This is a genomic window from Providencia sp. wls1914, assembly GCF_009706645.1.
Classification (GTDB): Bacteria; Pseudomonadota; Gammaproteobacteria; order Enterobacterales; family Enterobacteriaceae; genus Providencia; species Providencia zhijiangensis.
The window spans coordinates 368,882-393,057 of record NZ_WLUN01000004.1; the positions used below are offsets into that span (position 1 = coordinate 368,882).

Genomic DNA, 24,176 nt, shown 5'->3' on the forward strand with positions numbered 1-24,176 from the left:
TTGTATTTTTATGGTATAGCAAATTTAAATACTAGGAACTTAATCGTTTTTATAAATCGCGACTTGCGGTTTACCATCATTACCGATTGTTCCGCGGTACATCCCTTCTGAGTTAAACTCCATCGCGTAGTTACCGGTTTTATCCAACACAATCACACCCCCACTTCCGTTCAGCTCTTTGACTTCATCCAGCGCATTACGGGCGGCTTGGTCGATAGGTGTTTTGTTGTATTTGACTTGGGCGGCGATATTGTGGGCGGTGGCGGTACGGATAAACATTTCGCCGGAGCCTGTGGCTGAAACAGCGACGGTATTGTTGTCAGCGTAGTTCCCTGCACCAATGATTGGGGAGTCACCGACGCGCCCGAAGCGTTTGTTGGTCATGCCTCCGGTGGATGTTCCTGCGGCGATATTACCGTTTTTATCGAGAGCGACCGCGCCAACGGTGCCATATTTGTAGTCATACATCATTGGGTCAATAAAGAGAGCGGCAGTTTTACCGTCATGGTCGAGTACCACTTTCTCTTTTTCTTTGGCTTTTTGAAGTTGCTGCCAACGGAAGTCAGTGCGGAAATACGATGGGTCAACGATTTCAAGGCCTTGTTCCGCAGCGAATTGTTCGGCACCTTTAGAAACCATCATGACATGAGGACTTTTGGTCATGACAGCATAAGCGGCATTAATCGGGTTTTTAATGTTGGTGACGCCAGCTACAGCACCCGCTTTACGGTTGCTACCATCCATAATCGACGCATCCATTTCATTTTTACCTTCATGGGTAAATACAGCGCCTTTTCCTGCGTTAAATAGTGGGGAATCTTCCATCACGTTAATCGAGGCTTGTACTGCATCAAGGCTACTACCGCCTTTGTTGAGCACCGCATAGCCTGCTTCTAAGGCTTCGGTCAGTTTTGCTTGATACTCTTTTTCTTGTTCTGGAGTAATGGTGCTTTTGGTAATGGTACCTGCTCCCCCGTGGATCACTAATCGGATTGGTGGCTCGCTTGCGGCATAAGCGTGCAAAGAAAATGAAGCTGCCAATAAACATCCTAGTAGAGATAATTTCATGATTATTTCCTTCCAGTTATTTTGTTATTAGTCACTTTTTGAGCAAAAAAAGTATAGGAGGGAAAATACATAGACAGCAACATTGATAGAGGGTTTCTGTGATAATGGCTGAAAGAATTTCAAGGATTTTCAGTAAATACAAATAAGGGGTGTGATTGGCTATGAAGGGTTTAAAAATGATGAGATTTGGCGATGGATGAGATCGCCAAATCTGGGTTAATTTATTTTGCACCTAGTTCTCTTCGGATGATATCCGCGCCTGCGCTTAACGCGTTGAGTTTACCTCTGGCAACATCGCGAGATAATGGCGCCATGCCGCAGTTAGTTGATGGATAAAGTTTGTCTGCATCAACAAATTGTAGGGCTTTTCGCAATGTATTGGCGACTTCTTCTGGGGTTTCGACAGTGTTGGTCGCCACATCAATCGCGCCGACCATCACTTTTTTACCCCGAATAAGTTCAATCAAGTCCATTGGAACATTGGAGTTGTGGCATTCCAGTGAAACGATATCGATATTCGAGCTTTGCAGTTTCGGGAAAGCTTCTTCGTATTGTCTCCACTCAGAACCCAACGTTTTTTTCCAATCGGTATTGGCTTTGATGCCATAGCCATAACAGATATGTACCGCAGTTTCGCATTTCAGTCCTTCAATGGCTCTTTCTAGGGCAGCAATTCCCCAGTCATTCACTTCATCAAAAAATACGTTAAATGCCGGTTCATCAAACTGGATGATATCGACGCCTGCGGCTTCTAACTCTCTGGCTTCTTGGTTAAGAATTTTAGCAAACTCCCACGCCAATTTTTCACGGCTTTTATAGTGGCTATCATAGAGCGTGTCGATCATGGTCATTGGACCCGGCAGTGCCCATTTAATCGGTTTGTCAGTGAGTTGACGCAGATATTTGGCATCATCCACAAACACTGGCTTTTGGCGAGCAACAGCGCCCACAACGGTTGGTACGCTGGCATCGTAACGGTCACGAATTTTGATCACTTGGCGTTTTTCAAAGTCCACGCCACTCAAGTGTTCAATAAAGGTGGTCACAAAGTGTTGGCGAGTTTGTTCGCCATCGCTCACGATGTCGATGCCTGCACGTAATTGATCGTCCAGTGATAAACGCAGGGCATCTTGTTTGCCAGCGATAAGTTCTTCGTTGTTCAATTTCCATGGGGACCAGAGTTTTTCTGGTTCTGCTAACCAAGATGGTTTTGGCAAGCTGCCGGCGGTGGAAGTGGGTAATAATATTTTCATTGCAGGTGACCTTTTATTTTATTTTTTATAAATACGCGATTTTATTTAATTGACCGGTTTTTATTAAATTGACCGATTTCTATTAAGCGGAATAGCTTGCAGACCATTTTTCCAAAATTGTTTGGTAAGGTTTAATGAAGTGCTCTTCGGTAAATTTACCTTGTTCAATGGCGAGTTGGCTGCGCTCTTCACGGTCATAAACAATTTTGGTTAATGAGTAATCCTGCTGATTTAAGCTCGGTTGATAACATTCACCCGCCACCGTGTTGGCATTATAAATTTCAGGACGATAAATTTTTTGGAACGTTTCCATGGTGCTAATAGTGCTGATTAACTCAAGGTTGGTGTAGTCGCTCAGCAAGTCTCCCGTAAAATAAAAGGCCAAAGGGGCAACGCTATTTTTCGGCATAAAGTAACGAACCTGTAAGCCCATTTTTCCGAAGTATTGTTCCGTTAAAGAGGCGTTACTTGGCTGATATTCAATGCCTAATATAGGATGTTGATTCCCAGTGCGATGGTAGGTATCTCTATTTGAGACACTCAAACAGATCACTGGAGATTTATTAAAGTTCGCTTTGTACTCTTTGGAATTAATAAACGATTTAAAAATATTGCCATGCAGGCAGCCAAATTTAGTCGGAATGCTAAACTCTGCTTGGTTTTTATTATGTTCCAACAGTAAAACGCTAAAATCATAATCCCGTACGTAGGATGAAAAATTATTCCCCACAATCCCTTCAATACGTTGCTGCGTTTTTTTATCGATAATGTTGGTTTTTAAAATTTCAATGACAGGGAAGGCGCTGCCGTTTTCTTCAACATTCATCTCGACAGAGATAATTTCCAACTCAACAGCATAGCGCGAGCTTTTAGGGTTATCCCAATACGCGAGTGAATTGAAGCGATTGTTGATCATCACTAATGCGTTACGCAGGTTTTCTTGGCGGCTTTTGCCTCTGGCTAAATTTGCAAAGTTGGTCGTAATTCGCGTGTTTTCCGATGGGTTGTAATTTTCATCAAAAATGCTTCGCGTGATATTAAAGGTAAATTCTGTATTCATGATTTTGCATCCTAGCTCTAATAGGAAAACGGCGTTTATTTCTTGATTACAGAGATGTTGCACGTTTTCTCACTAATCAATTTTTATGTAGCCAGTAAGTTAATATGTTTAATTTATGCCAGAGCGGAGCGGGGAGTTAAAGCGACTTAATTTCATTTCGAACATGAAGAAAGTTCATGATCAGCATTCAAGGTAAAGGAAATTCAAGTTTATATATTGTTGATGGGATTATGTGCAGATTATTTCAGTGCATCTTAAGTCGATATTTCTCGTGTATTTCCCACATAAAATCCATGGTTAAAAAAGAGTGGTCAATCGCTCCAAAAAATATTAATGTTATATTATAACATAACAAAAGGAGCTGGCGATGAAGCCAAATATTCATCCAGATTACCGAGTGGTGATCTTTCACGATACCGCGGCAGATGCTTATTTTAAGGTTGGGTCAACTATAAAAACAGAAAGAACCATTGAGTTTGAAGGGCAAAGTTATCCGTATGTTCCTCTCGATGTGTCCTCGCATTCTCACCCGTTTTATACCGGGAAACAGAAAACCCATTCACAGGAAGGGAATGTTGCTCGCTTTAATAAGCGTTTTGGGAATTTTGTTCAAACCAGAGAGGAAAAATGATGACAAAAAATATTCTTTCACTGCTTGTATTAGCCAGTTTATTCAGTCACACAGCGATGGCACATGGACATCATCATGATAAACCGCAAACGGAAGCGCAACGCAATGCGGCAAAAGGTATTTTTGAGGATAGTGATGTTAAAGACCGCAAGTTGAGTGATTGGGACGGTGTTTGGCAATCAGTGGAGCCTTATCTTGCTAATGGAACGTTAGATCCCGTAATGCAGGATAAGGCTGCAAAGAATAAGGATAAAACCGCGCAAGAGTATCGAGATTATTATGCCAAAGGGTATAAAACTGATGTGGATATGATTGGTATTGAGAATAATATTATTGAATTCCACCGTGGGGATAAGGTTGCTCAGTGCCAATATGATTACGCGGGTTACCGAGTTTTAAATTATTCTTCGGGTAAGAAGGGCGTCCGTTATTTATTTGAGTGTAAGGATAAAAAGAGCCAGGCTCCTAAGTTTATCCAATTCAGTGATCATATTATTGCGCCAGAGAAAGCCGGACATTTTCATCTCTATATGGGGAATGAATCTCAGGAGGCTTTATTGACTCAATTAGAGAATTGGCCAACGTATTATCCATATTCTATGAGCGGTAAGGATATTGTGCATGAAATGATGGAGCATTGATGGGTTATTGGAGGCAGCCTAAAGTGATTGAGGGGAGTTAGGTAATATTAGGCTGATTAGGATATAAAAAAGCCCGCGGATTATGAATTAGCGGGTTTTTGGTTTGGGTGGATGGTGGGAGTTGAATTCGAGTCCGTAATTTTTTAATTTGTTGATTATGAGAGGGTATCTTTACTAAGCTTCAATCATGTGCACTAGGTGTGCACATGGAGGTCATTGTGTAGCTATATTAGGAATAGCTTATACCATAGTTTATATTTCATTTTAGTTATAGCCCGAAATTATTTGTTGGTTTTTTCTCAGGTTTGGGTTTTAGTACAAGATTAATGTAATAATCTAAAGGGATGGAATGTGCTTTTTTATCATTACTAACAGCTAGAACAAATGAACTTTGAAAATTACTCGAGCTGCTACTTTCACTATTTCTTTTTTTAAATTTAGTCAGTTCCGAAGTATACTCAGACAGTTCATTTTTACTCATTCCGTTTTGAAAAAGTTCTTTTTTATCTAATGGGTTACTATTATCGACATCAAAATATCGTTTAATATCTAATTTTAATCTTACTTTTTCTTGAAGTTTTTCTATAGTTCCCCCAATAACAAAATGATGCTCCCATCCATGAAGCTTTTTGCAATTTTCTTTTGCTTTGTTAAATCCTTCCTCATCACCATTATATTTTTTATATTCTGAATTGAAATTTTCCAATGTTTTCTTGAACTCAATAATATAAAAATTATTGTTTTCTCCAACTACGGCATCACCAATAGATTCTACATAACCATCCAAAGGGGTCAATAGATTTAAGTTATAATCTTCTTGGGAGTTTAGTACAAAATTGTATTCTACAGTTTTTTCCCACCATATCGATTTATTCAAAATATCATCTGTCATATGTAATATATCCTGATTGATTTCTACTATCATAAAAGTATATGTACAACATGCATAGAATAAATTAAAGGGTTCATTTAAGCTACATAAATAATTGGTTAATATACAGAATTGCAATCAAATTAAATCACTTAAATCGAATCGAATTGGAATGGTGAACATTATTCACCTCACCCCCATCATACTCCTTAATATATTCCCCATAGTGCCTAAATAGCATCTCAGGTCCTTTATGTCCTATTTGTCCTGCTAGCCAAAATAAGTTAGCGCCTTGGCTGATATGCCTCGTAGCGAAGGTATGTCTCGTTTGATAAGGGTTACGATACCTGATACCAGCTTTCTTTAGCGTTGGTACCCATGCTTTTTTCCTGACTGCATCAGCACTTGCCCAAGCCTTATTTGTTTTAGGATCTTCAAAAATCACACCATCTTTCATAAACGTGAATTGCTTCTGGTCATTCAAGGCGTTCATTGCTCCACTGTTCAATTCTACCTTTCTGGTACCGGCTTTAGTTTTGGTTTTCTTAATAATGCCAACGACACTTACGGACTGCACATGTGCGGTATTTTCTATGAAATCTATATCGCTCCATCTTAATGCACATAATTCAGAGCTTCTTAATCCAGTATTAATGGCAAACTGAAATAAGTTTTTCCATTGCTCATATCTTGCCGCAGCGAGTAGGGCAGAGACCTCTTTAGGTGGTAGAGGAAAATTGTCTCGCACTAGATATTTATATGATAAATAGTTTATTTAACCTTGTTATATGTTGTATTTACGTTTGAATTAGGGGAGTATTAATTTGATATATCATAATTTACATTTTTTCAATGGAGTGAAATAGAGTGTTATTTATCAATAAGGCATAAAGATTTTCAAATATAAACAATATGTGATTTAATTTATTGAAGCCAAATAGATTGCCTATTTGTAATGGCTGTATCTACTTGGCCGTAATTTTATGATAAAAATAATTGGCTTAATTTAAAATTAATTAAGTATAAATACCTATGAAATGGCGTATTTTAGCGTTATAAGACTTTTATGGACTATCAATTCAAATCATACAGTAAGGGTAATAAGAAAAAACTATTACCTACTTATTTTATTTTTATCCTTTATTGCTCTTGGCTGGCGTATCTATTTTTGTCGCTTTTTTTAGGCGATAGTATTGTGTTATTTGAATGGTTTCCAAAATGGACAATTTCTATTGTTTTTGCCATTTTCACAGGGATAATTGGCAGTGTTTGGAGTACCTTTCGGCGCCCCAAAAAACAAGTATATGGTAATTTTCTTTGGGGCGGATTCCTTGGGCTTATGTTGATCGTGCCTCTATTTGATGTACTTGCTTACTCATTAGCAGATAAAACAATTCGCTACCAAACAGAATATGAAATCGTTTCACCAGGGCCTAGAGTTGGTAAATCGGGTAGATGTGAATATGGTATATGGATAAAAGAAATTTATACTGACCAGTGGACATTATCTTGCATCAAAGATCCAAACTCGAAAACGTTGAAAAATATTGGAGTGCTCTGGGTCAGAGTAAAAACGAGCCCTATGGGGGCATACATGGTTGATTATCAGTTTTCTCGGTAATTCCTTATATTAAAAGATAAATAGTTATTCAGGAGAAATTTGATGTCACAACCGTTTATTAACACCTCTGAGCTTTGTTGGTCACTTCAAGAGCTAGATATGATGGCTCGTGCTATTGAATCTTGCTTTCTGCAATACCAAATAAGAGGAGAGGTTGTCGGTTATGACGAAGGTGCAACATTTACACTTTTTAGAATCGAGCTGGGTAGGGGGATAAAAGCATCTCAAGTGACGGCGCTAGTGCCAGAGTTGTGTCGCTTCCTGAGTGTCGTTGACATAAAAATCATTGATTTTATTGCAGGGACGCCTTGTATCGGGTTACGGATCACTAACACTTATCGTAGAGCGGTACCTTTTGCTGAGTGTTTTAATGTATGGTGTGGAAGTGATGGTTTATCCTCTCTTTCAGTTATGCTAGGGGAAGATATTATTGGAGACCCAATTGGTTGGGATCTGGCTAAAATGCCGCATTTACTTATTGCAGGTGTGACGCGCTCAGGTAAGTCAATGTTAATGCATTCGCTGATAATGAGCATTTTATACAGAAACTCACCGGATAAAGTTCGCTTTGTGATGTTTGATACAAGCCAGCTTGAATTCAGTTTATATAACGATATACCCCACTTATTATTTCCTGTCATCTCTACTCCTATTCAATCAATAAATCCATTAACTTTTTTGGTTGCGGAATTGCAGCGTCGTCAAAAATTATTTGGCGCATTAAATCAACGTAATTTGAGTGGATTCAATAAAGTAATATCAAATGCGAAAGAGCTAAATATGCCTTTGCCTGATCCTTTTTGGCGTCCTAGTGAAAGTGACAGTGAGCATCCGTATTTAGGTTGTGAGCCTGAAATTGTTGTTTGTGTTGATGATTACGTCCAACTTATTGGTGAATATAAACAAATAGGAGAGATGTTGGTTCTATTGAGCCAGCAAGGTCATGCGGTTGGTATTCACTTAATTCTGACAACTCGTAGCCCTTTATCCACAAGTATTGGCACTCAACTTCGAGTTAATATTCCTACACGCATTGCTCTTTCTGTGTCCTCTAGAGCGGACTCTAATTTAATTCTTGATCAATACGGTGCAGAGTCATTATTTGGTTTGGGTGATATGTTATTTGTATCACCGAGTTTATCTGAGCCTACAAGAATTCAAGGTACCTATGTGAGTGATTTAGATATCAGGGATACAGTCAATTATTGCAAACGATGGGGAAGTGCGAGTTATCTTAATCTTTATAATGATGTCCTGAATAGTGATATGTCAGAGGAAGAGCTTGACCCATTATTTGATCAAGCAACTGAATTTGTTGTAGAACAACAGCGTGTTTCTATTTCAGGTATTCAGAGACAATTTAGAATCGGTTATAACAGAGCGGCAATGATCGTTGAACAGTTAGAATCTAACGGTATAGTCAGTGAGCAGAGTCATAATGGTTACCGCGAGGTGTTAGCTCCGCGATCTCACTAGAAAGAGAGCATAATGGGGGCTGATTGAGCTTGATTATGAGTGGTAGTCACAAAGTGGACATTAGATAAAACAAAGGGGCTGCGTTTTCACGCAACCCCTTGATTTAATTGGCTGGCGGGAGTTGAACCCGCGTCCGAAATTTCTACATTCTCTCTAGGGGGTATATAAAACAAGAGGTTACATTAACAATCAAATAGTTAGATGTCAGTAGTTGACAATGATTAACAGCTATTAACAACCTATGTGGACATTTTGTGGATCATGTTAATGCTAGAACAGCGAAAGTGAAAGGTTAAATTACTAATTATTCATCAAGAGCAATTAAAGGATTTTTCGTTATGGCATCCTCTAAATGACTAGGAGCAAAATGTGCATAAATCATTGTCATTTTAATATCAGAGTGACCAAGAATATCCCTCAAAACTAAAATATTCCCCCCGTTCATCATAAAGTGGCTTGCAAACGTATGTCTTAGAACATGAGTGCATTGACCATCAGGTAATTCAATTCCTATTTTATTGACCGTTCTTTCGAATGTTTTACGGCAAGGGGTAAATAGTTTTCCACGCTTTTTAGGTATTTCGTTATACAGTTCTTTTGAAATAGGAACAGTTCTTACTTTTTTACTTTTGGTGTTTTTATAAGTAATGCGATAGGGAGTAACTTGGCTGCTTTCTAAATTCTCGGCTTCACTCCAACGGGCTCCAGTAGAAAGGCAAATCTTAGCTATCATTAAAACACTATCACTTTTAGATTCAGCTAAGGCACTGAGCAAGAGCTTGATTTCATCTTTATATAAAAAAGTAACCATACTTTCATCAACCTTGAAAGTAGGTAGGCCTGCAAGTGGGTTAGGTAAAGACCAATGCCCAAGTTTTTTTAGTGTTCCAAATACAGCAGATAGATTACGTTGCTCATGATTTACAGTAACAGGCTTTATTTCCATGCAACGCCCGTTAACATCAGGTATTTCACCTTTCAAACGACCTTCACGGTATATGCTAAAATCAGATGCTGTTAGTTGTGATGCAATTGGGTCACCAAGCCCAGCACAGATAGCCTTTAATTTTGACATCATACGGTCAACATCTGTTAAGGTTCTGCCGTATAAGTCATGCCATTGGTTAATTAAATCTGATAGTCGCCTGTTATCCTGTTTTTCGCCCAGCCATGGTTTATCCTCCTTTTCTCCAAGGATAAATTTTTCATAGGAAAGGGCTTCACCTTTAGTCACAAATTTTTTTCTGATGCGTTTTCCATTAACGCCATTAGGCCTAATGTCACAAAGCCATTCACCAGATTCTATTTTTCTTACTGTCATTTTATTTATTGGTTTTCAACAATAGTAACAACACGACCTAACACAGTGAGGTCTTCTAAATCACAATCAAAGGGAATGCCAACACCTGAGACACGGACTTTTTTGATAGGGATTCGTGTTAAATCTCTAATGCTTATTTTTCCTTCGATATCAACTAGCCATTTACCGTCAAATATGTCGCTAAATTTTTTATCGATAATGTAATAAGTGTTGTTTTCTAAAACACTTATAGGTTCATTGGGTAGTGGTGATGTGCTTTTGAACATGACTTTATCAAACATTACATTGCTTGCTTGAGTGAGTTCACCATTCACTAGTTTGAAATTATTGAGTTTTAAGATATCAACTTTAGAATTATCAAAAGGTTTACCAGTTCCAAATGTTAGCCATTCTAAGTTTGCTCCAGTTTCATGTATACAGCGAACTACCATATCAGCTGGGAATACTGCTCGCTTGTATCGACCAGATATACCGCTGGGGCCCATATTGAAATGTTCCGCCATCATTAGCTTAGAACTAAATCCGTAAGCCTCCATGATTCTATCAAGAACTCCCGCACTATCAGGGCATGAAATAAAATCAAATTTTTCACTCATTGAACTCACCATTTCTCTATTCAAGAAATAATTCATCTTTCGCAGTTGACATTTCGCGAATCGTGAAATATATTTCTCATATCAGCAATTGACAGTAGTTAACAGTAATTAACAGTTATAGGAGATTTTGCCTCATGAATAAGATTCAGGCAATAAATTCACAAGCTGAGAACCGCTGGGTTCCGTTAAAGTCGTTTTGTGAACGCACAAACATGAAAATTCGCACTGCGAGATTTTATGTGAGTACTGGAAAACTAAAAATTAAGCCAAAAGATAAAAAGAATGACCGCGTTTTTATTGATTGGCATGCTTGGAATAGTAAGTAATGATTTCACGGATGGTGAAATTCAGTGTTTGTATTGTGAAATATAGAATGAGTAAAGGCTATGTTTGATTATCAAGCTTCCAAACAATCACACTTTGATAACGCATGTCGCGCTTTTGCAAACATGCACAAAGGTGATCTTGTTCAGATAGCGGAAGCAATCGGCATGAATGCGCAAATGTTGCGTAACAAGTTAAACCCAGAACAGCCGCACCAATTCACATGGGCGGACTTAATTAAAGTTACCGATGCGACAGAGGACGCGACTTTAATTGATGGTTTATTAGAGCAGCTTCAATGCCAACCGTCAGTGCCGTTGAATAATGCGACTGAGGGGAATTTTCCTGCATATATTTTAAATGCAACGGCAGAGGTCGGAAAGTTAGCAAGCCAAGCGGTTTTAGGTGGTCATATTAATAATGCCCGTTCCGCTGAAATTAAACAGAGCGTAAATAATGCGATCCGTTGTTTAGCATTAGTTGGTGTGACAATTTCAGCCCGTTTACATTCATCCCCTGCGTTCGTATCAGCGATTGATACCGTTGTGGGATTCAGTCAAGCAATGGTGTGAGGTAAGCATGGTTGTTGGGAATGTTTATGATATCGCTATGGACCGTAGTATGTTCAAAGCTAAAGTAAAAGAAGAAATATTTCATATATTAAAGTGTCAGGATGTTTTATCTATTAATGATCAAACTCTATTAAATGAAATATTAAACGAAGTAATAAATGATCTAACTGTTGTTAGAAATATTAGCAAGTTAAAGGATTGAAAAATGACTCAAGCACATAAACAGCAGTACAAATATAAATTAACTGACGATTCATTTAGTAACAAGCAGGACGAATCTTTAAAATATATTGTTCCTGTTATTTTGTTCGCTATTGTTTATTTAATTTCTAAAATATAGGTGATTAAAATGCAACACAATCCATCATTTATAGAAAATTGCATTAATGAAATCCCATTAGATATGCGCATTAGTGGGTTAAATAAAACCGCTGAATTAAAGTCAAAAGTTTTTGGTTTAAGTAATGAAGCATTGAAATTTTTCATGTTAGAAATGCGTGACCGTTTTAGCCAACACCATGAAGAAAATAAAAAATTCCTAGGTGTTATTCTCTATATGGCAGGTATTGAAAAAGAACGCCACGACTGCAAGTTTGAAGATTTAACTACAACAGAGATATTTAATATCGTCAAAGCCATTAATCATATTAAGGCTGTCACTTCTTTATTACCAAAGAATTTAGCATTACCACTTAATTAACTAATACCCAATTAAATAAATGACGTTAGCGCGTCAGGGATTTTTACACTCTAAATTTAGGAATTAAATAAATGAATATACCAGAACCAGTGTTTACCCCAGTTTTAGATGCCTCGTCATCAGATGCAATTTTAATTGAAGGTCATATCAATTGGAATCGTAACGATGAACGTAAAGTTTGCAATGACCGCTACGCTTCACGCCTGCGTAAGCTTCAAATGTATGTGCTGCAAGAAAAACCGGATTATGCAGCCATTAGTCAGTTAATCGAAAGTGAAATCAATCACATTGAAAACGGTCAACTCAACAACTCTATTTAAGGTGATTAAAAATGGCTGTGGTAGCTAAAAATAGAACGGTTTTAAAGTGGGTTGGTTCAAAAGTTGGCGTAATTGAGCAGCTGCGCCAACACTTACCAAATACAAAGCGCCTTGTTGAACCTTTTGCGGGATCATGTGCGGTCATGATGAACACTGATTATGAGCAATATCTTATTGCTGATATCAATGAAGATTTAATTAACTTTCATCTAACAATGCAATCATTGCCGCTCGATTTTCTTTCGAATGCTGAATATTACTTTCAAACATTCAATCAAGAAAATAGTTATTACAATATAAGGGATGTATTTAATACAACTAAAAAACAAATGACGGCAAAAGGAGCGGCTGTAAATTTTCTATATTTAAATCGACATTGCTATAACGGGCTTTGTCGGTATAGCGAGAAAACAGGTTTTAACGTTCCTTTCGGTAGATACAAAAAACCATATTTCCCCAAAGAAGAGATCTGCCTTTTTTTAGCTAAATCACAGAAGGCAAGCTTTAAGGCTCAAGCATGGCAAGAAACTTTAAATCAAGTCGTTAGAGGAGATGGTATTTATTGCGATCCTCCATACCTTAATACCTTCTCTCGCTATAACGCGATAGGGTTTAGCGTCCAAGAACATGAAGATTTAGCCAAGTCATTAAGTATTTTTTGGACTGAATTGGATGTGCCTTCAACTATTTCAAATTCTATTGATGCTAAAGAAATGTATCTGGACATGGGGTTTACAGTGCATGAAATTACCGCCCCTCGTAGTGTTTCAGCTAAAGGAAGTCGTAAACCTGTAACGGAAATAATTGCTGTTCTTGGTGGGCGTTGATGGACGTTTACGAAGAGCACAATAGCGACGTATATATTTCAATACGTCGCAATCAGGATGCGAATCAGCCAGAGTTGCCAAAGAATGCAACTCTGGCTGAGCGCATTATGTTTGATGCTAACAAAGATGATATAGAGTGGCGCCATGAAATAATCGCCCACGTCCCGGACTTCCTTGCAATTTACTTTGCAACCAAATACGCCCGTATTTTTAATAAAAATGGTCGTCGTCGTGCCAATGAGTTTTTACGCAAAACCGCCAGGAACGTATTGCCACGATTCGCCCTTGTCATGAAACAGTATGAATTTAAACATTATGTTTCAGGCAACACGCCTTTCCCATTTATCGAAAAATTAGAAAATATTGCTCAGTTGGATAGAACGATCATCAAATCATTGGCAAATGATATTGCTAATTTTATGAGTGGTAACTATCAATCGGTTGCAGAGCAATATGTCAATGTTGCCCCTAGTAATGAGGGAGAAGCCCGTGAGCGGCTTGATAATGTTTACGCGCTAATAGCAAAACTCACATTGCAGTCTGGTACCCAGCCGCCATATTGGCAACAGTTTATCAATGGGCGCAAGAAGCCTACTGATGATCAGTTATGCGCGGCACTATTACGCATGTTTGATGCTGCATGGTGGTACCGCAGATTAAAGCGTTTATGCGACGTAAAGCGTGAACACCTCGCTATTGCGATTGGCCAAGTCCAAAAATCAGCATCACCTTATGTATCGAAAACAACACTGCATCGCTGGGTGGAACAAAAGCGTGCTAACTGGCAATTCTTAAAAGAGTTTGAATTACGTGATGATGACGGTAATACCGCCGATTTATCAAAGATGGTGTTAGGTAGCGCAGCTAACCCTGCCGTTCGTCGCTGTGAGCTCATGGCTAGAATGCGCGGATTTGAAGATTTAGCTGATGAAATGGGCTGTGTTGGTGAATTCTACACAATAACCGCCCCATCCAAATACCATTCAGCCTATCAAGCAGGCGGCTTTGTTTCCAACTGGATGGGAAATGATCCACGAACAACACAAAAATATCTTTGCGGTGTTTGGCAGAAAATTAGAGCCGCTTATGCGAGGGCGGGTATTCGTGTGTTCGGCTTTCGCGTTGTTGAGCCGCATCACGACGGCACACCACATTGGCACATGTTGCTATTCGTTAGACCTGAACACGTTGACGAACTGCGTGATATTTTTTGCTATTACGCACGTTTGGAAGATTCGGAAGAACTTCAATCACAGAAAGCCCTTAAAGCCCGTTTTCATGTTGAGCCAATCGATAAAGAGAAAGGCAGTGCAACAGGTTATATCGCTAAATACATCTCAAAGAATATCGATGGCTATGCGATGGACGATGAAATTGACGAAGAAACCGGACAGAAAGCCAAAGAAATGGCACGTTCGGTATCGGCTTGGGCTTCACATCATAAAATTAGACAGTTCCAGCAAATCGGTGGTGCTCCTGTTTCTGTATGGCGTGAATTGCGTCGTATGGGGGATGACACTGGGACTTCAGCCGGATTAGACCTCAATTTCGCAGAAGTACATAAAGCCGCAGATAAAACTGAGTGGGATGAATACACAAAACTCCAAGGCGGTGCTTTTGTGCGTCGCGCCGATCTCATTGCCCGTCTTTGGTATGAGCGAGATTTAAAAACTAACGCATATGGTGAACCCGTCGATTGTATCAAGGGGGTTTATTGCACTTTAGTCGGAAGCGACTGCCCTATCATCACACGAATTAAGAACTGGCAGATAGTGCCGAAGTTGGCCGAAGCGGCAGCGGAGGCTGGTTTTGATGGCGCGATTAGCGCCCCTTGGAGTTCTGTCAATAACTGTACGCAGGCACGGAGGACGATTAAAGACAAAGAAACGCTTATTCCCGATATTGTGAGAAAAGCCAAAGAAATTGGCATCACGTTAGACCCCGAAAAAGACAGATTTATGGTCCATTCACTAGCGAGAGGGGCAACATATACAGAGAACGGTCAGAGCGTGAGGTTTCATGCGAATGGCCACATTCAAAAAATAGTCACCAAAGTAGATAAAACTCAAAAATCACTGGCTAAGTGTGATCAGGTCATGTCCAGAATTCAGCAGAGGATAAGTAAAAATGGCGAAAACAGCAGCAGAACGCAAAGCGGCACAGCGTAAGCGACAAAAAGAAAGTGGAGAAACTAAGCTTGAACTAATGGTTGATAGTCAAGAGTTGGAAATGGTAAACAAAAATCGTGTATTGCGAAGACCAGGGAAAGAACCCTATGAGCAAAGCGAATATATACAACTTCTTATTCGACAAGATAATGAGCGGCTAGAAAAACAGATGCAGGAATTAGAAAAAACTCACTGTAAAAAGTGCGGTGATAAGCTTCCAGTCACAGAATGTTGTCTTTCCGGTGACTCTGCGTGTTGGTTAACAAATGGTCATAATGAATTTTCGCTAAGCATGGCAAGAATAAAGTTTGCGTGACATGTCACGAAAATAGTCAATATTCAATTATTAACATAACCAACTAATAAACATGATTTTTTATGTTTTTTTACTTATACAGTGTTCCCCAAAAAGTTTATTTATGTATACTGTATAAATATCCAGTATACAAATGGGAATTTGAATATGAGCGATTTATTAACTGAGTCAGTTGCGTTCGAGCGCATTAGTGTTATTGCTAAATTGGGAAGTTTAGAGGGGTGTAATCACAATGAGAGGCAAGTTGTTCTCGGGCTTATTACTGAGTTGGCAGATAACGCGATAGAAGACATTGCAAAGAAAGATGATAAAAAAATCAGGCTGCTCAATGGCAGCCACATAGATTCAAAAGCAATTACGCAGTAGTGGAATTTAATAAACCCAGCGCTAATTGGCGCTGTTGAGGGTTGAAGTTTTCAATCATGGTTTGAATGTGTTCATCACTTTTCGCAGATGGGCTAATAGTATGACTAAAAGTGATATTTAAAACATAAGTGTGACCGCATTCAACATCATTACATGAGCAATAAACGTCTGAAATTTCACGATGTTTGCGATTAGATTTGCGAATTGTCGCGCGGTGTCCACAAATGGGACAGAAGATTTTTAACACTTGCATGTTCCGACGCTCCGATTGTTGATAACGTCTTAATTTTACCTTATTTTGTGACATTATTCATTTTCCTTAATGATATTTTGACGAAAATTCAATTTTAATGACTCATTTCTGCCGATTTCTGAATTTATAGCATTCATGAATAGATTTTGAACGGGGATCACTTCATCTTGTCGATAGGCTTCTCTTGCTTTAATGGGGTCACCTAATCCTCCAACATTGCCGGGGATAATCCCTGCTAAACCTGCGGGAAAACGGTGCGCTGTTAACACATCTTGAGCGCTAATGCTTTTCACATTACTAAATTCATCATTCGCAGAGATATCACCCACTGGAATAAATTTAATACCGTCAGGGTCGCCGTTGGGTACACTCACAAACATGGTTTCAAAATTACCAATACCTTTACTTTGACTGAGTTTTTGAATAATTTCTTCTTCCACTTCATCAGTCATATTAGGGTCATTGCAGTAAATCATGCCGCCAGTATGCGCACCATTGTGATAATAACGACGACGAAATATAGTGGCTTCACTATTCAGTAAAGCTGCATGAATTCCACCGATATAGTCAGGGATCCCATACACTTGCTGTTGTGGGTCATATTGCTTTATATAGATAACATCATCTTGTGAGTAGATTAGCGGGTCACCATCTTGCAAAATCACAAAATCCCCGTCTTTTTTTCGGCGTAAGTAAATGGATGGAAGAACATATAAATCGACTACATCCCCCCAACCGTCTCTTATTTTTAAAATAGCGACATCGCCAAACAAGAAATAGCTAAAAACAGCCGCTTTAAGCTGTTCGTGGGTTAATCCACCGCCTAAATAATCACTCACCACCATGTTATGACGAGCGTAAAGCACACCGCCATGTTGACCGTTTAAATTCACCAATTGGGCGAGCGCTTGACGGTCAATAGGGGTAGTCCAGTGATTGTCATCATTATCATATTTAATATTTTGATAATCTGTGTGCGTTGTAAGAATTGGCTCAGGCTTGCCGAGCATAATGCTAAACCCCTTGGCAGTGACTTTTTTTTCTTTCCCAATTTGTTTACGTGAATTCCATTTCTTTTTCATGATCCAGCCTATGAGAATTTATATTTAGATTTGCGCTTTTTATCTGTATTCAGCGGCTCTTTAATCACAGCATGAGAAGTCGCCCAGAAAACGTCTGCGTGTCCTGTTTCTTGGGTTCTATCCGCGACGAATGTCATTGCGCCGCCTTTGGCCGTGGTTGTATGACGAATACATAGAAATGATGTGGGAATTTCTTTTTGTTCACTATCCCACTCAATACGTTCTTCATCGACAATATCTATCATCTTCATCACGAGTTGAGTTTTCATCTGTAAACTGTAAAGAATGGGTTGAGTTATCCGGGGTGCAAAATCTTGCACCATTTCATACACAGATTGACCTATCCCCGTGGTATCGATGCCGATATGTGTAAAACGATATTTTTTGGTTAAATCTTCAATCAACTTGGCTTGATGTCTCCAGCTAAAACCCTGCCAATAAAATGTGGCCAATATGCGAAATACTTCCGGGGCCATCATTGGGGGAGCAACAATCACAAACGTTGATGTATCACCAGAACGTGCGGGGTCATACCCGCCCCACACTTCGCGATTACCAAATGGGCGCGGGTCATCAGGTTTATGGTCTTCCCATAAATTCACATCAACGCCACATTTATGTAATGTGTCATATTTGAAAACGGATGCGCCACTATCAATAAATACACACATAAACAACATGTTAAATGAATCGTGATTGTATTTATTTCTTAACCTATCAATGCTGGCTAAGTTGAAGCCACCTTTAATCGCATCCTCAAGGGTAATAACATAACGCCACTGACCATCGGGACAATCACGCCCTCCATCGCGTAATTCATTAAATTCAGGGAAAATAACTTTTTTACGTTGCGAGTCATTTCCGCGCCACTCATCACCAGTCCAAAAAGGGTACGCTGGGTGAACTTTGGTACTTGGTGTTGAAAAATAGGTAGTTCGCCAATGGTCGTGGGTTGCCATTGCAGATGAAACTTCATTGAATCGCTTAAAATCAGGAACCCAAAAATATTCATCACAATACAGATGCCCAGAATATGACTGGGCCGTATTTTTATTCGTTGATAAAAAGCGTAATTCAGCTCCATTACTTAAACGAATTGGATTTCCAGTCAATGTGATACCGAAGAATTTTTCTGCAATATTAACAATATAAGACCGGAATACTTCTGCCTGTGGTTTAGATGCAGAAAGGAATAGTTGAGGCTTGCCCGTTAAGCAAGCATCTTCAAATGCTTCAAACGCAAAATACCATGTCGCACCGATTTGACGGCTTTTTAGAATGTTTCGTACCGACTTGGTGATATTTGCTCGTAAATGCTTTTGATAGCCAAATAGCATTTCATCAGCAAAGTTTTGGAAGTCTTCAGCAGTGAGATCCGAAATATCATTCTTACGATATTTTTTCTTTTTCTTGGGCCGTCCATCATCATCTAAAACGTTCTCATCCCGACCTTGCATATCTGACTGTTGCGATTTTAACGACGCCATTTTTTCGGCGTGCTTATTCGCTTGTGCCATCAATTTAACGTGATGAGCAATCAAACGGTCTAGTTCGTCTTGTTCAAGTTCCGTTTTTTTATCGCGCCCAGCTAACAGCATAGCCCTACGATTAATTGCTTCTAAAACGGTTTCATGACTGAGCATATCAGCCCAATTCCATTTCTGAGCCCAGTAATAGACTATCCGCCTGTTAGGCAGGCTTAATTCCTCCGCAATTTCAGCGGGGGTGTAATGTCGCAAATAGAGTGATTTAGCGACTTGGATTTTTGCGTCGTTATATTTATTAGCCATAGTGAAAGCATTGTGACTCGACGCAATGTAGTTCGCATCTAGCAGCTTTCGGGAATGGGTTTATAACCGAATCGAACTTGTCGCCAGTAAAAAAAATGTGGGCAATACTGAGCACCTAACGAAATGGAAGCAATAAACCCATGGATGGGAGCAACATGTAAGCATGTCTCAATTAATGACTAATTGGCTATGTATAGCTACAGAGGGCGATACTGTCGATGGACGTAGAATTGATGCTCATTGGCTAGAAGAATCAGCCGAACTTTATGACCCTAATTTATATACCGCCTGTATTTGGCCTGAACATGAGCGCTGGTTTGGTTCTATGGGGGAGGTTTTAGCGGTTAAAGCTGAACGTGATGAAGATGGCGTTTTACGTCTTTATGCCCAATTAAGACCAAATCATCACTTATTACAAGCGAATAGAGATGGCCAGCTCTTATTTACCTCTGCTGAATTTACGCCAGATGGGAATTTTAGAGGTACTGGGAAAACGTACTTAGAGGGGCTTGGCGTTACCTGTTCCCCTGCAAGTGTTGGAACAACACGATTACGCTTTAAATCAGGTAAAAACAAACATCGATACGGTTCACTGAAACCACTTGTTATCGATGAAGTTAAACAATTCAAGGACAAAAAAATGGCAAAAGAAAAAGGCAAAGGATGGCGTAGTTTTTTCAATATCGATGAGCCAGAGGTCGAAATTGAACCATCTGAAACAACAGGTAATGAAGCTCTGCAAGCATTAGCAGAAGCTGTCGCAGCACTTGAAGTTCGATTAACCGCAGTTGAAACAAGCTTAAGCACTACTCAAAGTGATGTTGAAGAAGTGCAAGAAGATATCGAAGTGGTAAAAGATGTTGTTGATAGTGCTGAATTTAAGCAACTCAATGACAATTTACCAAAAATTCTAAAAAGTTTTGGCAAGTTGGATGAACGCATCACTAAATTACCAACTCGAAACCCTCGTGGCGATAAAGACAAAGAAAAACGTTTCAAACACTTAGTTTAATTAAAAAAAACAAACTTTAGTGATTTGAATAGTTAAAAATTAGGAGAGGGATTTCCATGTTATTAAATCAAAAGGCTCGGGAGTTTTTGCGTAATTACTCACTCGCACTGGCGGGTGAGTGCGGTGTCGATGATACATCACGATACTTCGCATTAAGTGATCCGAAAGAAATTCAGTTACGTGATGCGTTATTAGAAAGTGTTGATTTTCTAAAAATGATTAACGTGCAATTTGTTGACCAGTTGCAAGGACAAGTAGTTACTACAGGTAATCCGGGTATTTTTACCGGGCGTAGTAAGAAAGGTCGTTTTTCTCGTGAATTAGGTGTTGATGGTAATACTTATCAACTCTATGAAACTGACTCATGTGCGGCGTTAACGTGGCACTTATTATCAGTGTGGGCGAACTCTGGCAGTGAAGATGAATTCTTCCAAAAAATGCAAGGATTCACCCAACAATCATTTGCATTAGACCAGTTACGCATTGGTTTTAACGGTACGCACATTGCAGATGATACAGACCCTGCTAAGTACCCGAATGGTGAAGACGTCAATATCGGTTGGCACGAATTGGCTAAAAAATGGGATGGTGGTAAGCAAGTCATTACAACCCCTGTTTTGCTTGACGAAAAAGGCGACTTTAAATCATTGGATGCGATGGCGTCAGATATTGTTAATACCTGTATTCCTGCTCAATTCCGCAATGATCCACGCTTAGTGGTGCTTGTTGGTGCTGACTTGGTCGCAGCAGAGCAATATCGCTTATATCAAGCGGCAGACCGACCAACAGAAAAAATTGCGGCTCAAATGTTGGGCACAACGATTGCGGGGCGTCCTGCGATTATCCCACCGTTTATGCCGGGTAAACGTATGGTCGTCACGCCATTATCTAACTTACATCTGTACACGCAACGTGGAACTGGTCAGCGTAAAGCTGAGTTTGTTGAAGACCGCAAGCAGTTTGAAAATAAATACCTGCGTAATGAGGGTTATGCACTTGAATACCCTGAATTATACGGGGCTTATGACGAAAGCGCGGTCACTATCGGTGAAGTACCAGAATTGCCTGAAAAAGTAGGCGAATAAGTATGCTATCACCCGCACAGCGTCACCGCCAAGCCGTAGAACTACGCCAAAAGCTAGAACGGCAAGAGGCAGTTACTATCGCAGATGGTGCCAGTATGCACTTACAAGCGAGGGCGATTGAGCGGGATGTCAAAAGATTGCGTGAGCAACCGACAAAGGCAGACAGAATTGAGATGAAAAAGCGGGAGTTATTACCCGCTTATCTTCCCACTGCTGAACGCTACTTGTCAGAGGGTGATATTTACAGAAACCCAATTTTTGCTTACTGCGTCATTTGGCTATTTGATGTTGGGGAGTTCGATAAAGGATTGGACTGGGCGGATATCGCCATAGAGCAAGGACAGCTCACCCCTGATAACTTCCGCAGTAATTTTCCAGCATTTGTGGCTGATACCATTTTGGCATGGTCAACACTGGAACTTGAAGCGGGAAACAGTATTGAGCCTTATTTTTCAAGAACCTTTGAAAACGTCACTGAAAAGTGGAAAGTTCACGAAAAAATCAGGGCGAAATACTACAAATTTGCAGCATTGAACTTACTAAGAAGTGATCTCAATGCAGATGCGAAAGCCAGTGCTATTGATTGCGTTGATACGCTAGAACAGGCTGCGTCATACATGGAACGGGCGCGCCAGTTAAATCATAAAGTAGGTGTTGATACACACTTGAAGCGCATAGCAATGCGAATCAGGGCACTAACAGCAGAATAAAACGACTACCGCAAGCCAAAACGGGCGCGGTGGAGGTATGACAATCATGTCATTAACCGTGGAAACCGGACTGCCCGTTTTTTTAAAGGACAAAAAATGAAAACATGGATGATAGGCGTAATTGTTGCGCTAGTATTTTCAATTAGCTTAATTGTGGGTAACCAATTTGATATTGAAATATTAACGAATATTGGCGTTTCGATGGCGTGGGGGCTTTTTATTGCTAATTTTCTTATTTCTGTATTAACCCTACTGGTTTTATTTGCATTTAAATTTGGAGATAACAATCACAGAAATGTTTGTAGAGAGTTTATTTCAATTTTTAATGTTGATATGCCAAGGCCAAGAGCACTTTTCTATTTAATAAATAACGTTTTCGCAATTGTATTTATATTTTTATCGGGGTTTATTACAACGGGTGTAAGCCTTGCTGTAATGGGTGTTTTATCGCGATATCTAATTAAAGTTGCGGTAAGGAAAATGTTATGTTCAACGGTAACGAATTAAATTATCAATCAGTTGAGATCACCAATGATGGATTCTGGCCTGATTTAAATTTGTCTGATTTCCAAAAGCAACGCCAAGTGCCTACTGATTTAGATAATGAATTATTAACCGATGCGTTATTAGCCAGCATTGCGGAAATTAATTTATCGCTGGAATCACTAAAAAGACAATTAATCGCAAAGGGTTATCAATCTGCAAGTGAAGCGCCGGGAGCCAAAGCCAACGGACAAAACGCATTATGTGCGCAATATAAAAAAGCACTGTATGCAAGAGCAAAAGCAGATTTGATTGGTGAATACACCTCAATTGTGAGTCGTGCACCAAACCCTAAGCAGGAAAATCCAGAAACGCGAAGCAATTTACTTGCGGAAGCCGCATTCGTGATCCGCAATATGAAAGGATTAAAACGTGTCACGGTAGCGATGATATGAGCAAATTACAAAGCCTAACGAATTTTTTGAAAGCTAACTTACCAGAACGCGTTTGTAAGGTTGAATTTACTAGCGAAATGGATGAGATACATTTCATTCCTGCTCATAAAGAAGTGGGGATAGACCAGTATCAAATGATGATACAGCAATTTGATGCGGTCATCGGTTGGGGGCGATTCCCTTATCGTGATTTAGACCCGCGTTATATTCCATTGCTGATTGATGCATGGCTAAGTGAACAAGATAACGAATTAGGCAATAGCAACCTTGAGCAAGAACCGCCATCCATGACGGTTGATGTTGATGAAGAAACCGCCGTTGTTGTCGTCACTATTTCACTCGCTGAGCCTATTGTGGTGAAAGAAGATCCAAACGGGATTGTGCCGTTTGACGGTAAAAAATGGTCAATCGTTGATGCCGAAATATGGTTTGCTGAACACGCTGAAATTTATAGTGATGTGAAACATGATCATTAATGGTCAGCTGAATAAAAATCAGTTCTCTGATATGCAAAAAGCCTTAAAGGGCGTGGAGCTACCGCCAAAAAAGCGACAGCGTTTTTTATGGCGTATGGCTAAATACGGTGTGATTGCTGCCGCCAAACGAAACGTTAAAAATCAGCAGTCGCCGGATGGTCAAAACTGGCAAGCGAGAAAAAGCCCGTGGCGTAAAAAAATGCTGCGAAATATGCCTAAATTACTGCATATCAAAGAAATGCCACAAATTGAAGCTGTGCGTATTTATTTGCAAGGCGGTAAGTACCGCAATGGCGCTAAAAATGTGCCAGCTGGCGTCGTCGGATATGCCCAACAACATGGGATGAACGTCACTATCAGCCGTAAGCAAGTACAAAGCCAGCAGAATAGTGATCCGAACCGATTAGCAACTAAAAAACAGGCAAAGAAACTGCGCGATTTGGGGTACCAAGTCAAAACAGGAAAGCGGCTTAAAAAGCCAACAGTCAAACAGATAACGGAAACCATGTCTTTTAATCAAGCGGGTTTACTTATCAAAAAGTTAAGCGGAAAAACAGCAAAAGCCAGTTGGACAATTGACGTTCCTGCGCGAGTTTTCCTCGGCATGAGTGACAGTGATTTTAAAAAAGCACTCGCAAGGCAGTTACAAGGGATTGGATTTGGCGCTGATGTTAAAGCGCAAGACATTAAATAAAAGGA

Annotated in this window: 23 protein-coding genes and 6 pseudogenes; 19 read left to right on the forward strand and 10 right to left on the reverse strand. The window is 39.7% G+C overall.

The window, feature by feature from the left end; all coding sequences use genetic code 11:
- Positions 1-39: 39 nt before the first annotated feature.
- From GKR74_RS03825 to GKR74_RS03835, 3 genes are all read right to left on the reverse strand, one after another.
- Positions 40-1,068, reverse strand: a complete 1,029-nt coding sequence (locus GKR74_RS03825; protein WP_154602592.1) for an isoaspartyl peptidase/L-asparaginase family protein — start codon at positions 1,066-1,068, stop codon at positions 40-42.
- A 221-nt stretch (positions 1,069-1,289) separates the two neighbouring features.
- Positions 1,290-2,321, reverse strand: coding sequence for a methionine synthase (locus GKR74_RS03830; protein WP_154602593.1), 1,032 nt, complete (start codon positions 2,319-2,321; stop codon positions 1,290-1,292).
- Between the two features lie 82 nt (positions 2,322-2,403).
- Complete coding sequence (locus GKR74_RS03835; RefSeq protein WP_154602594.1) at positions 2,404-3,381, reverse strand: DUF1852 domain-containing protein; 978 nt, start codon at positions 3,379-3,381, stop codon at positions 2,404-2,406.
- A gap of 367 nt (positions 3,382-3,748) precedes the next feature.
- On the opposite strand from GKR74_RS03835, the pseudogene GKR74_RS03840 reads away from it, so the two are divergent.
- Together GKR74_RS03840 and zinT are read left to right on the forward strand one after the other, a co-directional pair.
- A pseudogene (locus tag GKR74_RS03840) lies at positions 3,749-4,045 on the forward strand (type B 50S ribosomal protein L31).
- A pseudogene (gene zinT, locus GKR74_RS03845) lies at positions 4,012-4,698 on the forward strand (metal-binding protein ZinT). The pseudogenes GKR74_RS03840 and zinT overlap by 34 nt, the downstream one beginning before the upstream one ends.
- 223 nt (positions 4,699-4,921) lie before the next feature.
- Here zinT and GKR74_RS03850 read toward each other — a convergent pair.
- Positions 4,922-5,545, reverse strand: coding sequence for a hypothetical protein (locus tag GKR74_RS03850; protein WP_154602597.1), 624 nt, complete (start codon positions 5,543-5,545; stop codon positions 4,922-4,924).
- Between the two features lie 82 nt (positions 5,546-5,627).
- Positions 5,628-6,257: pseudogene (locus GKR74_RS03855) on the reverse strand (site-specific integrase); the annotation flags it as partial.
- A 333-nt stretch (positions 6,258-6,590) separates the two neighbouring features.
- Between GKR74_RS03855 and GKR74_RS03860 the strand changes: the two are divergent.
- Both GKR74_RS03860 and GKR74_RS03865 read left to right on the forward strand, forming a co-directional pair.
- The gene (locus GKR74_RS03860) at positions 6,591-7,145 is read left to right on the forward strand and encodes a hypothetical protein (RefSeq protein WP_154602598.1); all 555 of its coding nucleotides are present in this window, start codon (positions 6,591-6,593) and stop codon (positions 7,143-7,145) included.
- 42 nt (positions 7,146-7,187) lie between these two features.
- The gene (locus GKR74_RS03865; protein ID WP_154602599.1) at positions 7,188-8,621 is read left to right on the forward strand and encodes a DNA translocase FtsK; all 1,434 of its coding nucleotides are present in this window, start codon (positions 7,188-7,190) and stop codon (positions 8,619-8,621) included.
- A gap of 304 nt (positions 8,622-8,925) precedes the next feature.
- Here the strand turns inward: GKR74_RS03865 and GKR74_RS03870 are convergent, their stop codons facing one another.
- Together GKR74_RS03870 and GKR74_RS03875 are read right to left on the reverse strand one after the other, a co-directional pair.
- Positions 8,926-9,942 carry a site-specific integrase gene (locus tag GKR74_RS03870; protein ID WP_154602600.1) on the reverse strand — a complete coding sequence of 339 codons (1,017 nt, stop codon included), beginning with the start codon at positions 9,940-9,942 and terminating at the stop codon, positions 8,926-8,928.
- A 5-nt stretch (positions 9,943-9,947) separates the two neighbouring features.
- Positions 9,948-10,538 (reverse strand): phage repressor protein CI, encoded by a 591-nt coding sequence (locus tag GKR74_RS03875; protein ID WP_154602601.1) that lies wholly within the window; start codon positions 10,536-10,538, stop codon positions 9,948-9,950.
- 134 nt (positions 10,539-10,672) lie between these two features.
- On the opposite strand from GKR74_RS03875, the gene GKR74_RS03880 reads away from it, so the two are divergent.
- The 8 genes and pseudogenes from GKR74_RS03880 (at position 10,673) to GKR74_RS03915 (ending at position 16,131) form a co-directional block, all read left to right on the forward strand.
- Complete coding sequence (locus tag GKR74_RS03880; protein WP_048608900.1) at positions 10,673-10,864, forward strand: hypothetical protein; 192 nt, start codon at positions 10,673-10,675, stop codon at positions 10,862-10,864.
- Positions 10,865-10,924: 60 nt separating this feature from the next.
- Positions 10,925-11,482 (forward strand): annotated as a pseudogene (locus GKR74_RS03885) (phage regulatory CII family protein).
- 301 nt (positions 11,483-11,783) lie between these two features.
- The gene (locus tag GKR74_RS03890) at positions 11,784-12,134 is read left to right on the forward strand and encodes a DUF5347 family protein (protein ID WP_154602603.1); all 351 of its coding nucleotides are present in this window, start codon (positions 11,784-11,786) and stop codon (positions 12,132-12,134) included.
- 71 nt (positions 12,135-12,205) lie between these two features.
- Positions 12,206-12,454 (forward strand): hypothetical protein, encoded by a 249-nt coding sequence (locus GKR74_RS03895; protein WP_154602604.1) that lies wholly within the window; start codon positions 12,206-12,208, stop codon positions 12,452-12,454.
- A gap of 11 nt (positions 12,455-12,465) precedes the next feature.
- Positions 12,466-13,416: pseudogene (locus GKR74_RS03900) on the forward strand (Dam family site-specific DNA-(adenine-N6)-methyltransferase).
- Positions 13,389-15,449: a replication endonuclease gene (locus tag GKR74_RS03905; protein ID WP_442959339.1), complete on the forward strand. Its 2,061-nt coding sequence runs from the start codon at positions 13,389-13,391 to the stop codon at positions 15,447-15,449. Before GKR74_RS03900 ends, GKR74_RS03905 begins: the two are co-directional and overlap by 28 nt.
- The gene (locus GKR74_RS03910) at positions 15,409-15,765 is read left to right on the forward strand and encodes a hypothetical protein (protein ID WP_154602607.1); all 357 of its coding nucleotides are present in this window, start codon (positions 15,409-15,411) and stop codon (positions 15,763-15,765) included. The genes GKR74_RS03905 and GKR74_RS03910 overlap by 41 nt, the downstream gene beginning before the upstream one ends.
- Before the next feature lie 147 nt (positions 15,766-15,912).
- The gene (locus GKR74_RS03915) at positions 15,913-16,131 is read left to right on the forward strand and encodes a hypothetical protein (RefSeq protein ID WP_154602608.1); all 219 of its coding nucleotides are present in this window, start codon (positions 15,913-15,915) and stop codon (positions 16,129-16,131) included.
- On the opposite strand, the gene GKR74_RS03920 is transcribed toward GKR74_RS03915, so the two are convergent.
- The 3 genes from GKR74_RS03920 to GKR74_RS03930 are packed head-to-tail and all read right to left on the reverse strand — an operon-like array spanning position 16,121 to position 19,256.
- Positions 16,121-16,438, reverse strand: coding sequence for an ogr/Delta-like zinc finger family protein (locus tag GKR74_RS03920; RefSeq protein ID WP_442959338.1), 318 nt, complete (start codon positions 16,436-16,438; stop codon positions 16,121-16,123). The genes GKR74_RS03915 and GKR74_RS03920 overlap by 11 nt on opposite strands.
- Positions 16,438-17,466, reverse strand: coding sequence for a phage portal protein (locus GKR74_RS03925; RefSeq protein WP_154602609.1), 1,029 nt, complete (start codon positions 17,464-17,466; stop codon positions 16,438-16,440). Before GKR74_RS03925 ends, GKR74_RS03920 begins: the two co-directional genes overlap by 1 nt.
- 8 nt (positions 17,467-17,474) lie before the next feature.
- Positions 17,475-19,256, reverse strand: coding sequence for a terminase large subunit domain-containing protein (locus GKR74_RS03930; protein WP_154602610.1), 1,782 nt, complete (start codon positions 19,254-19,256; stop codon positions 17,475-17,477).
- Positions 19,257-19,419: 163 nt separating this feature from the next.
- On the opposite strand from GKR74_RS03930, the gene GKR74_RS03935 reads away from it, so the two are divergent.
- From GKR74_RS03935 to GKR74_RS03965, 7 genes and pseudogenes are all read left to right on the forward strand, one after another.
- Positions 19,420-20,268, forward strand: a complete 849-nt coding sequence (locus tag GKR74_RS03935; RefSeq protein WP_154602611.1) for a GPO family capsid scaffolding protein — start codon at positions 19,420-19,422, stop codon at positions 20,266-20,268.
- A gap of 56 nt (positions 20,269-20,324) precedes the next feature.
- Entirely contained in the window at positions 20,325-21,353 is a 1,029-nt protein-coding gene (locus GKR74_RS03940) for a phage major capsid protein, P2 family (protein ID WP_154602612.1), read from the forward strand.
- Positions 21,354-21,355: 2 nt separating this feature from the next.
- Complete coding sequence (gene gpM / locus GKR74_RS03945; RefSeq protein ID WP_154602613.1) at positions 21,356-22,063, forward strand: phage terminase small subunit; 708 nt, start codon at positions 21,356-21,358, stop codon at positions 22,061-22,063.
- Positions 22,064-22,159: 96 nt separating this feature from the next.
- Positions 22,160-22,570 (forward strand): hypothetical protein, encoded by a 411-nt coding sequence (locus GKR74_RS03950; protein ID WP_154602614.1) that lies wholly within the window; start codon positions 22,160-22,162, stop codon positions 22,568-22,570.
- A pseudogene (locus GKR74_RS03955) lies at positions 22,549-23,019 on the forward strand (head completion/stabilization protein). Before GKR74_RS03950 ends, GKR74_RS03955 begins: the two are co-directional and overlap by 22 nt.
- The gene (locus GKR74_RS03960; protein WP_154602616.1) at positions 22,998-23,477 is read left to right on the forward strand and encodes a phage tail protein; all 480 of its coding nucleotides are present in this window, start codon (positions 22,998-23,000) and stop codon (positions 23,475-23,477) included. The pseudogene GKR74_RS03955 and the gene GKR74_RS03960 overlap by 22 nt, the downstream one beginning before the upstream one ends.
- On the forward strand, positions 23,467-24,171 hold the full coding sequence (locus GKR74_RS03965) for a hypothetical protein (protein ID WP_154602617.1): 705 nt from the start codon (positions 23,467-23,469) through the stop codon (positions 24,169-24,171). Before GKR74_RS03960 ends, GKR74_RS03965 begins: the two co-directional genes overlap by 11 nt.
- Positions 24,172-24,176: the final 5 nt, after the last annotated feature.

Excerpts from the sequence above, each read along its gene's own strand:
- GKR74_RS03825 (WP_154602592.1), bottom strand. The coding sequence starts at position 1,068 with ATGAAATTATCTCTACTAGGATGTTTATTGGCAGCTTCATTTTCTTTG.
- GKR74_RS03830 (WP_154602593.1), bottom strand. The coding sequence starts at position 2,321 with ATGAAAATATTATTACCCACTTCCACCGCCGGCAGCTTGCCAAAACCA.
- GKR74_RS03835 (WP_154602594.1), bottom strand. The coding sequence starts at position 3,381 with ATGAATACAGAATTTACCTTTAATATCACGCGAAGCATTTTTGATGAA.
- GKR74_RS03850 (WP_154602597.1), bottom strand. The coding sequence starts at position 5,545 with ATGACAGATGATATTTTGAATAAATCGATATGGTGGGAAAAAACTGTA.
- GKR74_RS03860 (WP_154602598.1), top strand. The coding sequence starts at position 6,591 with ATGGACTATCAATTCAAATCATACAGTAAGGGTAATAAGAAAAAACTA.
- GKR74_RS03865 (WP_154602599.1), top strand. The coding sequence starts at position 7,188 with ATGTCACAACCGTTTATTAACACCTCTGAGCTTTGTTGGTCACTTCAA.
- GKR74_RS03870 (WP_154602600.1), bottom strand. The coding sequence starts at position 9,942 with ATGACAGTAAGAAAAATAGAATCTGGTGAATGGCTTTGTGACATTAGG.
- GKR74_RS03875 (WP_154602601.1), bottom strand. The coding sequence starts at position 10,538 with ATGAGTGAAAAATTTGATTTTATTTCATGCCCTGATAGTGCGGGAGTT.
- GKR74_RS03880 (WP_048608900.1), top strand. The coding sequence starts at position 10,673 with ATGAATAAGATTCAGGCAATAAATTCACAAGCTGAGAACCGCTGGGTT.
- GKR74_RS03890 (WP_154602603.1), top strand. The coding sequence starts at position 11,784 with ATGCAACACAATCCATCATTTATAGAAAATTGCATTAATGAAATCCCA.
- GKR74_RS03895 (WP_154602604.1), top strand. The coding sequence starts at position 12,206 with ATGAATATACCAGAACCAGTGTTTACCCCAGTTTTAGATGCCTCGTCA.
- GKR74_RS03905 (WP_442959339.1), top strand. The coding sequence starts at position 13,389 with ATGTTTGATGCTAACAAAGATGATATAGAGTGGCGCCATGAAATAATC.
- GKR74_RS03910 (WP_154602607.1), top strand. The coding sequence starts at position 15,409 with ATGGCGAAAACAGCAGCAGAACGCAAAGCGGCACAGCGTAAGCGACAA.
- GKR74_RS03915 (WP_154602608.1), top strand. The coding sequence starts at position 15,913 with ATGAGCGATTTATTAACTGAGTCAGTTGCGTTCGAGCGCATTAGTGTT.
- GKR74_RS03920 (WP_442959338.1), bottom strand. The coding sequence starts at position 16,438 with ATGTCACAAAATAAGGTAAAATTAAGACGTTATCAACAATCGGAGCGT.
- GKR74_RS03925 (WP_154602609.1), bottom strand. The coding sequence starts at position 17,466 with ATGAAAAAGAAATGGAATTCACGTAAACAAATTGGGAAAGAAAAAAAA.
- GKR74_RS03930 (WP_154602610.1), bottom strand. The coding sequence starts at position 19,256 with ATGGCTAATAAATATAACGACGCAAAAATCCAAGTCGCTAAATCACTC.
- GKR74_RS03935 (WP_154602611.1), top strand. The coding sequence starts at position 19,420 with ATGTCTCAATTAATGACTAATTGGCTATGTATAGCTACAGAGGGCGAT.
- GKR74_RS03940 (WP_154602612.1), top strand. The coding sequence starts at position 20,325 with ATGTTATTAAATCAAAAGGCTCGGGAGTTTTTGCGTAATTACTCACTC.
- gpM (WP_154602613.1), top strand. The coding sequence starts at position 21,356 with ATGCTATCACCCGCACAGCGTCACCGCCAAGCCGTAGAACTACGCCAA.
- GKR74_RS03950 (WP_154602614.1), top strand. The coding sequence starts at position 22,160 with ATGAAAACATGGATGATAGGCGTAATTGTTGCGCTAGTATTTTCAATT.
- GKR74_RS03960 (WP_154602616.1), top strand. The coding sequence starts at position 22,998 with ATGAGCAAATTACAAAGCCTAACGAATTTTTTGAAAGCTAACTTACCA.
- GKR74_RS03965 (WP_154602617.1), top strand. The coding sequence starts at position 23,467 with ATGATCATTAATGGTCAGCTGAATAAAAATCAGTTCTCTGATATGCAA.